The organism is Stutzerimonas stutzeri, assembly GCF_000935215.1.
GTDB lineage: Bacteria > Pseudomonadota > Gammaproteobacteria > Pseudomonadales > Pseudomonadaceae > Stutzerimonas.
Map to the genome: position 1 here is coordinate 1 of NZ_JXXD01000207.1, position 11,268 is coordinate 11,268.

At 65.5% G+C, this 11,268-nt stretch carries 7 protein-coding genes and 1 pseudogene; 4 read left to right on the plus strand and 4 right to left on the minus strand.

Features of this window, described 5'->3' with window-relative positions:
• The 4 genes and pseudogenes from LO50_RS18960 to cra all read right to left on the minus strand — a co-directional run.
• Nucleotides 1-266 (minus strand): annotated as a pseudogene (locus LO50_RS18960) (DUF4136 domain-containing protein); the annotation flags it as partial.
• Nucleotides 267-284: 18 nt separating this feature from the next.
• On the minus strand, nt 285-1,034 hold the full coding sequence (locus tag LO50_RS18965; RefSeq protein ID WP_014821425.1) for a methyltransferase domain-containing protein: 750 nt from the start codon (nt 1,032-1,034) through the stop codon (nt 285-287).
• Entirely contained in the window at nt 1,031-1,336 is a 306-nt protein-coding gene (locus LO50_RS18970; protein WP_044315990.1) for a nucleotide pyrophosphohydrolase, read from the minus strand. Before LO50_RS18970 ends, LO50_RS18965 begins: the two co-directional genes overlap by 4 nt.
• A gap of 68 nt (nt 1,337-1,404) precedes the next feature.
• On the minus strand, nt 1,405-2,394 hold the full coding sequence (gene cra, locus LO50_RS18975; RefSeq protein WP_044315991.1) for a catabolite repressor/activator: 990 nt from the start codon (nt 2,392-2,394) through the stop codon (nt 1,405-1,407).
• Nucleotides 2,395-2,574: 180 nt separating this feature from the next.
• Here cra and ptsP point away from each other — a divergent pair, with 180 nt between their 5' ends.
• From ptsP to LO50_RS18995, 4 genes are all read left to right on the plus strand, one after another.
• Nucleotides 2,575-5,451 (plus strand): phosphoenolpyruvate--protein phosphotransferase, encoded by a 2,877-nt coding sequence (ptsP, locus tag LO50_RS18980; RefSeq protein WP_044315992.1) that lies wholly within the window; start codon nt 2,575-2,577, stop codon nt 5,449-5,451.
• Nucleotides 5,451-6,389 carry a 1-phosphofructokinase gene (gene pfkB / locus LO50_RS18985; protein ID WP_044315993.1) on the plus strand — a complete coding sequence of 313 codons (939 nt, stop codon included), beginning with the start codon at nt 5,451-5,453 and terminating at the stop codon, nt 6,387-6,389. The genes ptsP and pfkB overlap by 1 nt, the downstream gene beginning before the upstream one ends.
• 20 nt (nt 6,390-6,409) lie before the next feature.
• Nucleotides 6,410-8,146: a PTS fructose-like transporter subunit IIB gene (locus LO50_RS18990; RefSeq protein ID WP_044315994.1), complete on the plus strand. Its 1,737-nt coding sequence runs from the start codon at nt 6,410-6,412 to the stop codon at nt 8,144-8,146.
• 129 nt (nt 8,147-8,275) lie between these two features.
• A complete protein-coding gene (locus tag LO50_RS18995; protein ID WP_044315995.1) occupies nt 8,276-10,669 on the plus strand; it encodes a membrane-bound PQQ-dependent dehydrogenase, glucose/quinate/shikimate family in 2,394 nt (797 codons plus the stop codon).
• The last annotated feature ends 599 nt before the right edge of the window (nt 10,670-11,268 follow it).

Below are 11,268 nucleotides of genomic sequence, written 5' to 3' on the forward strand. Positions count from 1 at the left end.
GGGCGCAAGCCGAGTTGATCGAGCGCGCCGGCGACCATTTCCTGCAGCTCCTCGCCGGTGATCGACGCGGTGCCGGCCGGTGGTGCTTGCCAGCTCCAGTTCTGGTAGCTGGAAAAGTCCCTTGGCGCCGCCGGATAGACCGGTGACTGGATCTGCTCGATCGGTGGCGCCGGAGGAATCGGCGCGGATTCGTCGGTATAGGGGTTCTGGCTCTGGCAGGCTGCAAGGCCCAGGCAGAGCACCGGCAGCATGGCGCGGATCGACATCGGTACCTCCCGGTCGGCTCAGAGCGGCCGACACATCCAGTGCAGGTAGCGCCCGAGACCGGCAAATTGTGGATGGCGGCGGTAGGCCAGTTCCATCTCGATCAGTTCGGCAGGCTCGGTGCGGGCCTGGAAATCGGCGGGCATGTAGTCATGGAATACGCGCACGCCACTGGTTGTTTCGACCTGCCAGTGCGGTGCGAGTTGCGCCGCCAGCTCGCGTGGGTCCAGCGGCTGCTGAGGCGTCAGGCTCTGGCGCTCGCCGGCATAGGTCTGGCTGCGCAGTTTCTTGAAATGGCCCTTGAGCAGGTTGCGGTAGATCAGCGCGTCGCGGTTGTAGAAGGCCAGCGATAGCCAGCCATCGGCCGATGTTAGGCGATGCAGCGCCGGCAGGATCGCCTGGGGCTCGGCCAGCCATTCCAGCACCGCGTGGCAGATCACCAGATCGAAGCGGCCCTCGACCTGGCTTTCGACTGTCTGCCAGGGCGCCTGAATGAAGGTTGCCTGCTGGCCGGCTGCGGCAAACTGTTTGCGCGCGCCTTCCAGCATCGGCTCTGCCGGTTCTGCCAGGGTCACATCATGGCCCTGCTGGGCGAGCCACAGACTCATATGGCCGAGGCCGGCGCCGATATCCAGCACCCGCAGTGGCCGTTGCGGCAGGGCTTCCGTCAGGTCGGCCTGCAGCACGGCAAGGCGGATCGCACCCTTGGCGCCGCCGTAGATCTTCTCGGCGAAGCGCGTCGCCAGCTCGTCGAAATGCCGGTCGCTCATCGGGCGAACCGCCGCTCGTTGTCGGCCAACTTGGCCAGCAGTGCCTGTTCCATGTCGATGCCCAGCTCGCTGCACATCAAGAGCAGGTACATGAGGATGTCGCCGACTTCCTGCCCGGCATGCTCAAGTTTGTCGGCCGAAAGCTGGCGCGACTCGTCCTCGGTCTGCCACTGAAATATTTCTACCAGCTCGGCCATTTCCACGCTGGCGGCCATGGCGAGGTTTTTCGGGCTGTGAAAGCGCTGCCAGTCGTTCTGATCGCGGATGGCGTGCAGGCGTTGGGTGATCTGGTCGATGTTCATCAGGAAGGCGGGTGTGTTCGAAAAGACACAAGCTTCCGCCAGCGCGGCAGCGCCCGCAAGGGGGCGGATCAGAGACGTCGCACTTTCAGCTCGCGCTCGATGGCGATCACCCCGGGACGGTACTCGCCCTGCTCAATGGCGCGGATTGCATGTTCCAGGGTTTGCTCGGCGATCTGCTGGTGCTGCTGGGAAATCGCATTGACCCGGATCGGCAGGAAATCCAGCAACTGCGCGTCACCAAAGGTCGCCAGCCGCAGCTGCTCTGGCCACAGCAGATCGCGCTCGCGCAGCGCATCGAATACGCCTTCGAGCAAGACGTACGCGGTAGTGATCAGCGCATCGGGCAGCGGGCCGCGCTCGAGCAGGGCGAGCATCTGCTCGCGTCCGCAGGCACGGCTGAACTGGTCGGCACGCAGGATGCTGACCTGCCCCGTGTGCTGCGCGAGTACCTGGCGAAAACCTTCCTCGCGCTGCTGGCTGATGGGCAATGCCGGGCGTGCGCTGATCAGGGCGATATGGGCGGCGGCCGGAACTGCCAGCGAGCGGGTGAGCAGGGCGGCCGCTTCGCAATCATCGCTGACCACCGAGCAGAAATGCTCGGCGTCCAGCGCACGGTCGAGGGCGATCACCGGCGTGCCAGCCTCCTGCACCTTGCGATAGCTCTGGTCGTCGACTGGTAGGCAGCTGGCGACGATCAGCGCATCGCAGCGGCGCGAGCGCAGCAGCTGGATGACCTGGCGCTCGGTATCCGGCTCGTCGTCGGTGCCGGCGATCAGCAGCTGGTAGCCGCGCTGCCGCGCGCGCTGCTCGAGCAGTTTGGCCAGACGTGCGTAGCTGGGGTTTTCCAGATCCGGAACGATGAAGCCGAGGGTGCGCGACTGCCCTCGGCGCAGGCCGGCAGCCTGCTGGTCGAGCTGAAAGCCCTGCTGTTCGGCCACGGCCATCACCCGTTCGACCGTGGCCATGCTGATACGGCGCTGCGCGGCCTTGCCATTGAGCACATAGCTGGCGGTGGTTACCGAAACGTTGGCGAGGCGGGCGATGTCGGTCAGTTTCAACAGAGGGTCCTGAGACGGGTGGTATGAACTCGGGCTTCTAGAATTACCCAATATTGCGTAATGTGCCAGCCTTAGGTGAAACGTTTCAGCAGTGTTTCGGTCTGAAGCGCCAGCCCAGGATTCGGGCAAAGCCGGCGCGACCGTCGGCCACAACAATCGCGAGCCCCGCAGGAGTTCTCCATGCTTGAGTTGAATGCACAGCACATCCACATGCATCAGGCCGCGGCGGACAAGCCAGCGGCGCTGGCCCTGCTGGGTGAAGTTCTGGTCGCCGACGGGCTGGTCGCGCCGGGTTATCTGGACGGGCTGCGTGCGCGTGAAGCGCAGGGCTCGACCTTTCTCGGTCAGGGCCTTGCGATTCCCCATGGCACGCCGGAAACCCGTGATCAGGTGTTCACCACCGGCGTGCGGCTGCTGCATTTTCCGGCCGGCGTCGACTGGGGCAACGGCCAGCTGGTGTATCTGGCCATCGGTATCGCTGCGCGTTCCGACGAACACCTGCGCCTGCTACAGCTGCTGACCCGAGCATTGGGTGAAGGCGATCTGAGCGAGGCGCTGCAGAAAGCCGAAAGCCCCGAAGCCATCATCGACCTGCTGCAGGGTGCGCCACAGGCGCTGGCGCTGGATGGCGAGCTGGTCTCGCTGGGTGTCGCTGCGGATGATTTCGACGAGCTGGCCTGGCAGGGCGTCAGGTTGCTCAAGCGCGCGCAGTGCGTGGAGCCAGGCTTCAATGCCAGCCTGCCGCTTGGCCAGGCGTTGCCGCTGGGTGATGGCCTCTGGTGGCTGAGCAGCGAGCAATCGGTGCAGCGCCCTGGACTGGCGTTCGTTACGCCGGCGTCGAATCTTGAACACCAAGGCCAGCCCCTCAACGGTCTTTTCGTGCTGGCCAGCCTGGGCGAAGCGCATCGGGCGATGCTCGAGCGCCTGTGCAACCTGCTGATCGAAGGCCGCGGGCAGGAGCTGAGTCAGGCAACGTCCAGTCGCACAGTGCTCGAAGCCCTGGGCGGAGAAGTGGCTGCAGACTGGCCGAGTGCCCAGGTGCCACTGGCTAACGCCCATGGCTTGCATGCCCGCCCGGCAAAGGTGCTGACCGAGGTCGCACAGGCCTTCGCCGGCGAGATTCGAGTGCGTCTGGCTGGTAGCCAGAGCGCGGGCGTTTCGGCCAAGAGCCTGAGCAAGCTGCTGGCGATGGGCTCGCATCGCGGCCAGGTGCTGGAGTTCATCGCCGAGCCCTCGATCGCCGACGATGCGTTGCCGGCGCTGGTCCGCGCGGTGGAAGAAGGGCTGGGCGAGGAAATCGAGCCGCTGCCGGCCGGCGGGGCGCCGGCGGAGCCGCGGGCCGTGCAACTGAATGAGGCAGCCCAGGACGTGCCCGTCTTGCGGGCCGGCGAGCAGGTCATCGGCATCGCCGCCGCGCCCGGCATCGCCATCGGTCCGGTCCTGGTACGCAAGCCGCAGGTGATCGACTACCCCAAGCGCGGCGAGTCTCCGGTGATCGAACTACAGCGGCTGGATGCGGCGCTGGACAAGGTCCATGCGGAGATCGGCACGCTGATCGATGAGAGTCAGGTCGCCAGCATCCGCGACATCTTCACCACCCATCAGGCCATGCTCAAGGACCCGGCGTTGCGCGAGGAAGTGCAGGTTCGGCTGCAAAAGGGACTGAGCGCCGAAGCGGCCTGGATGGAGGAAATCGAAACTGCGGCGCAGCAGCAGGAGGCGCTCCACGACAAGCTGCTGGCCGAACGTGCGGCCGATTTGCGTGACGTCGGGCGTCGCGTGCTGGCCTGCCTGACTGGTGTGGAAGCCGATCAGGCCCCAGATGAGCCCTACATCCTGGTGATGGACGAGGTGGCGCCTTCGGACGTCGCCACGCTCAATGCCCAGCGGGTCGCAGGCATTCTTACCGCTGGCGGCGGCGCCACTTCGCACAGCGCCATCATCGCCCGCGCGCTGGGCATTCCGGCGATAGTCGGTGCTGGGCCGGGTGTGCTTGGGCTAGCGCCAAACACCTTGCTGCTGCTTGACGGCGAGCGCGGTGAACTGCTGGTCGCCCCAACCGATGCGCAGCTGGACCAGGCCCGCAACGAGCGCGCCACCCGCGAGGAGCGCAAGCGCCTGGCAAATGAGCGTCGCCTGGAGCCGGCCATCACCCGCGACGGCCATCCGGTAGAGATCGCTGCCAACATCGGCGCTGCCGGCGAAACCCCGGAAGCGGTGGCGATGGGCGCCGAAGGCATCGGCCTGCTGCGTACCGAGCTGGTGTTCATGAACCATTCCCAGGCGCCGGATCAGGCGACTCAGGAAGCCGAGTACCGCCGTGTGCTGGAAGCCCTCCAAGGGCGTCCGCTGGTGGTGCGCACGCTGGATGTCGGTGGTGACAAGCCGCTGCCGTACTGGCCGATGCCGGCCGAGGAAAACCCGTTTCTGGGCGTGCGCGGCATTCGCCTGAGTTTGCAACGCCCGGACATCCTCGAGACCCAGCTGCGTGCCTTGCTCGCTTCGGCCGATGGCCGCCCGTTGCGGATCATGTTCCCCATGGTCGGCAATATTGACGAGTGGCGCACCGCCAAAGCCATGGTCGATCGCCTGCGCGTGGAGCTGCCAGTAGCTGACCTGCAGGTCGGCATCATGATCGAGATCCCCTCAGCAGCTTTGATCGCGCCGGTGCTGGCGCAGGAAGTCGACTTCTTCAGCATCGGCACCAATGACCTGACGCAATACACCCTGGCCATCGACCGCGGCCATCCGACGCTCTCTGGCCAGGCCGACGGCTTGCATCCGGCGGTGTTGCGCCTGATCGGCATGACGGTCGAGGCCGCCCATGCCCACGGCAAGTGGGTTGGCGTTTGTGGCGAGCTGGCCGCTGATGCATTGGCGGTGCCGATGCTGGTGGGCTTGGGCGTGGACGAACTGAGCGTCTCGGCGCGCAGCATTGCCCTGGTGAAAGCGAGGGTGCGCGAGCTGGACTTCACGACCTGCCAGAGGCTGGCCCAGCAAGCCCTGATGCTGCCCGGCGCCCATGAAGTTCGCGCCTTCGTCGGGGAGCACTGCTGATGGCTCGCGTGCTGACCGTCACTCTCAACCCGGCCCTGGACCTGACCGTGCAGCTGCCGTCGCTGCGCCTGGGCGAAGTCAATCGCAGCGAAAGCCTGCAGGTGCATGCCGCCGGAAAGGGCATCAACGTGGCGCAGGTGCTGGCCGATCTCGGCCACCAGCTGACCGTTACTGGTTTTCTCGGCGAAGGCAACCCGCAAGCCTTCGAGCAGCTGTTCGCCGCACGTGGATTTGCCGACGAATTCGTCCGCGTGCCGGGCGATACCCGCAGCAACATCAAACTGGCCGAAGCGGACGGGCAGGTCACCGACATCAACGGCCTAGGGCTCAAGGTGAGCGAGGCGCAGCGCGCCGAGTTGCTGGCGCGGCTGAAGCGTCTGGTCCCGGCTCATGAGCTGGTTGTGGTCGCCGGCAGCTTGCCGCGGGGCATCGACAGCCAGTGGTTCGTGGAGATGCTGAACACCCTCAAATCGCTCGGCGCGCGGGTGGCGCTGGATACAAGTGGCGCCGCGTTGCGTGACGGGCTGGCCGTCACGCCCTGGTTGATCAAGCCCAACGAGGAAGAGTTGGCCGAGGCCCGTGGCGTCGAACTCAACGAGTCGGCAGCGCTGACAGCCGAAGCGCGACGACTGCAAGCCGAAGGCATCGAGCACGTGGTTATTTCGCAGGGCGCCAATGGCGTCAGCTGGTTTTCGCCAGGCGCCACGCTGCATGCCAATCCGCCCAAGGTTCGGGTCGTCAGCACCGTCGGTGCAGGCGACTCGCTGCTTGCCGGGATGCTTCACGGTTTGCTGGAAGGCTGGCCGGCAGAGCGCACCCTCACACAGGCCACGGCCATCGCCGCGCAGGCGGTCGGGCAGGTTGGGTTCGGCATCACCGACACGGCTGGACTCGCCGAGCTTGAAGCTGCGGTGCGCCTGCAGTCGCTCAGCCAATAATTCGAACAAGAGGTGAAGGAATGAATCTTCTCATCGTCACGGCCTGCCCCAACGGAATGGTCACCAGCGTGCTGACTTCACGGCTGCTCGAAGCGGCTGCCCATCGTCTGGGCTGGTCGACCGCCGTGGAAGTCCACGATCCCAAAGCCATCGGTTCGCCGCTGACCCCGGCACAGATTGCGAATGCCGATCTGGTGGTCGTGGTGAAGACCGGGCCGCTGTCGCTGCAACGCTTCGTTGGCAAGCGCGTCGCCCAGTCCACGCCATCCGAGGCGCTGCTCGATCCGGAAGCCTTCCTGCGCAGTGCCGCGGACACCGCCAGCGAACTGCAGCATGCCGACGAAGCGGATGCGGCGCATACCAGCGGCAAGCCGAAACTTGTCGCCATCACCGCTTGCCCGACGGGCGTGGCGCACACCTTCATGGCCGCGGAGGCCCTGCAGCAGGCCGCGATCCGCAAGGGTTACGATCTGCAGGTGGAAACCCGCGGTTCGGTGGGTGCGCGCAACGTGCTGGAAGCGGACGCCATCGCAGCGGCCGACGTGGTGCTGCTGGCCGCCGATATCGAGGTGGATGTCACCCGTTTCGCCGGCAAGCGCGTATTTCGCTGCGGCACCGGCGTGGCCCTCAAACAACCCGATGCGACCCTGGATCGCGCGCTGGAAGAAGGCTCGGTGCTCGCTGGAGGCGCCGCTGCCAGCGCAAGTGGTGAACAGAAGGGCGAGAAGGCTGGCGTCTACAAGCACCTGCTGACCGGCGTGTCCTACATGCTGCCGATGGTGGTGGCGGGCGGTTTGCTGATCGCACTGTCGTTCGTCTTCGGCATCGAGGCGTTCAAGGAGGAGGGCACGCTGGCCGCCGCGCTGATGAAGATCGGTGGCGAAACGGCCTTCCAGCTTATGGTGCCGCTGCTGGCGGGATACATCGCTTATTCCATCGCTGATCGCCCAGGACTGGCGCCGGGGATGATCGGTGGGCTGCTGGCTGGCACGCTGGGGGCGGGCTTTATCGGCGGCATCATTGCCGGCTTCGTCGCCGGTTACGCGGCCAAGGCGGTCAGCCGCTGGATTCCCTTGCCAGCGAGTATCGAATCGCTCAAGCCGATCCTGATCATTCCGTTGTTGGCGAGCCTGGTTACCGGCCTGGTGATGATTTACGTGGTCGGCACGCCGGTGGCCAAATTGCTCGCCGGGCTCACTGATTTCCTCGACACCATGGGCACCTCCAATGCCATCCTGCTCGGGCTGCTGCTCGGTAGCATGATGTGCGTTGACCTCGGTGGCCCGGTGAACAAGGCGGCCTATGCCTTTTCGGTCGGCCTGCTCGCCTCGCAGAGCTACGCGCCGATGGCCGTTACCATGGCCGCCGGCATGGTGCCGCCGATCGGCATGGGCATCGCCACCTTTATCGCCCGGCGCAAGTTCGCCCAGACCGAGCGCGAAGCCGGCAAGGCTGCGCTGGTGCTGGGCTGCTGCTTCATTTCCGAAGGCGCGATTCCTTTCGCTGCGAAAGACCCGTTGCGGGTGATTCCGGCGAGCATCGCCGGTGGTGCGCTGACCGGCGCGCTGTCCATGGCCTTCAGCGCGAAGCTGCTGGCGCCCCATGGCGGGCTGTTCGTGCTGCTGATCCCAAACGCCATCAATCACGCGCTGTTGTATCTGGCTGCAATCCTCGCCGGCAGCTTGGTAGCCGGGGTGATCTACGCAGTAATCAAGCGGCCTGAAACGCAGCCGCTCAGCGTCGGGGCGACGGCGTAAGCGGTCGCAAAACGGCTGAACTAAAGCCCCGCCTATCGTATCCACTACAAGCTGGCGAGACTTTGTGTCAGAAAGTTTCGCCAGCTTTTTGCTTTTTGTTTTGAAGATGAATTGGCTGGAGAGCGTTGCATGAGTATCGATTACGGGCCGCGGCCCATGCGCATCACCCTGACCGCCGTGGTGGTTCTGCTGCTGGGAGCGCTGATGGCGGTCGGTGGCGGCTACCTCGCAATGCTGGGTGGCTCCTGGTACTACCTGCTGGCCGGCATCGGACTGCTGGGCGTGGCCGGCCTGTTGTTCGCTCGACGCCGCGCCGCGATCTGGCTCTACGCGGTGCTACTGCTGGCGACGCTGGCGTGGACGCTGTACGAAGTCAGCTTCGACTGGTGGCAGCTGGCGCCGCGAATCGACCTCTGGTGCATCCTCGGGCTCTGGCTGATTCTGCCTTTCGTCAATCGCTACGTCGGCGATCGGCTGGTCTGGCGTGATGGCGCCAGCGGCCTGCTTGGCTTGGGGCTGCTGGCCGGCGCGCTGATCGCCGGGTACTCGCTGACCCAGGATTATCACTCGATCACGGGTGAATTCAGCGACGCGCAGATGCAGGGCTCGAATCCCGAGGGGCAGGCCGGTCGGGTTGCCGGCGAATGGAAAGCCTACGGCGGCTCCGACCGCGGCGATCGTTATTCGACGGCCGATCTGATCACGCCGGACAACGTCGGCAAGTTGAAAAAGGCCTGGGAGTTCCACACCGGTGACCTGTCCGGCGAGGGTGACCCCGGCGAGATCACCTATCAGGTGACGCCGTTGAAGGTTGGCGACAATCTGTTCATCTGCACGCCGCACAGCATCGCCATCGCCGTCGATGCCGACAGCGGTGAGGAGCGCTGGCGCTTCGATCCGAGCATCAACCGCGATGCCGAGTACTACCAGCACATGACCTGCCGTGGCCTGGCCTTCCATGACGCCAACGCCTACGGGCCCGCAGCGACGGCACCGTCCGACCAGCCCGTAGCGCGTTGCGCGCGGAGGCTGTTTTTGCCGACCAACGACGGCACTCTGGTCGCGCTGGATGTCGAGGACGGCAAGCCCTGCGAGGACTTCGGCAATGCCGGCGTGGTGGATCTGAAGGCTGGACTCGGTGAGGACGCTTTGGGCGTTTACCTGCCGACTTCACCACCGGTGGTGACCGAGAAGCTGGTCATCGTCGGCGGCTCGATCACCGACAACGGCGCGGTGGATTCACCCGGCGGCGTGATTCGCGCCTACGACGTGCGCAGCGGCGAGCTGGTATGGAATTTCGACCCGGGTAACCCGGACGCCACAGAGCCCTTGCCACCCGGCGAAACCTACGTGCGCAGCACGCCAAACTCCTGGACCATCGCCACTGCCGACGAGTCGCTGGGGCTGGTCTACATCCCCACCGGCAACCAGACCCCGGACCAGTGGGCGCAGCCGCGCACGCCGGAGTCCGAGCGTTTCACCGACACCCTGGTGGCGCTGGACCTGGCGACCGGCCAGGTGCGCTGGGAATTCCAGACCGTGCACCATGACCTCTGGGACCGCGACCTGCCATCGCAGCCGACGCTGGTGGATATCGAAGGGCCACAAGGCCAGGTGCCGGCCATCATCCAGCCGACCAAGCGTGGCGATCTGCACATCCTCGACCGCCGTACCGGCGAGCCGATCGTGCCGGTGGAAGAGATGCCCGTGCCCCAAGGCACTGACTACGGCGAGTTCACCGCGCCGACCCAACCCGCATCGGCCGTCAGCTACGCCCCGCAAGAGCCGCTGCGCGAGCGCGACATGTGGGGCGGTACGCCGCTGGATCAGATGATGTGCCGCATCCAGTTCCGCAAGCTGCGTTACGAGGGCGACTTCACGCCGCCGTCGGAGCAGGGCTCGCTGATCTATCCGGGTAACGTGGGTACTTTCAACTGGCCATCGGTGGCGGTCGATCCGAGCCGCCAGCTGCTGTTCGGCGCGCCGAATTACCTGGCCTTCATCTCGACCATGGTCAAGCGCAGCGAGGTCGACCCCGATGAGCGTACCGGCGGCGGTGAGACTGGCCTGCAGCCCAATCTGGGGGCGCCGTATATGGTGCGGCTGGAGCCGTTCATGTCGGTGCTCGGCCTGCCGTGCCAGACGCCGCCATGGGGCTTCGTCACCGCGCTGGACCTGCGCAGCATGAAGAAGGTCTGGATGCACAAGAACGGCACCAGCCGCGACAGTGCGCCCTTGGGCATTCCCTTCCCGGTGGGTACGCCAGCACTGGGCGGGCCGATCGTCACCGCCGGCGGAGTGGCCTTTATGAGCGGAACGCTGGATTACTATCTGCGCGCCTACGATCTGCAGAACGGCAAGGAATTGTGGAAGGGCCGCCTGCCTGCCGGTGGCCAGGCGACTCCGATGACCTACGTGTCCGAGAAGACCGGCAAGCAGTACGTGGTGCAGATGGCCGGCGGGCATGGCTCGTTCGGCACCAAGCTGGGGGATTCCTTGATCGCGTGGACCCTTGAGGAGTAGGTGAGGCGGGGGCAGGTGGCGACGTCGAATGCAGCGCTCGACATAGCCACCAGCCCCTCACCCTAGCCCTCTCCCCGGAGGGGAGAGGGGACTTGACCGGGTTGGGTTGCCGATCCGGTGCAGGGCGAGACGCATGATGTGCCCGCTAGTTGCGGTTGGTTCGGTGGCTTCAATCAGGCGCTCTCTCGTCGTTGTGGAGTGGATGGGGAGGGCGGTCTTCGACCCGGGCCGGCATGGCTTGCTCGGTACCAAGCTGGGCGGTTTATTGATCGCGTGGACCCTTGAGGAGTAGGTGAAACGGGGCTGTGTGGGTTTTAGTTGCGACACTGGTCGTGGCCGCCAGCCCCTCACCCTAGCCCTCTCCCCCCGGAGGGGCGCGGGCCCCGATCCGGTGCAAGATTTCAGTCAGGACTCGGATTCAGGCCGGTTTATCGGTAATGCGCGGATTGGGTGCTGGGGTGAGAGCGTGCTGGTGGTTGTTGCAACTGCTTGATGGGCACAGCCTGCGCTCACTCCCCTCGCTTGCTCTGCACGGTCTGCATGAGCAAGTGATCCGGCTTCCTCAATCCAGCTCCCTCTCCCCATTGGGGAGAGGGTTG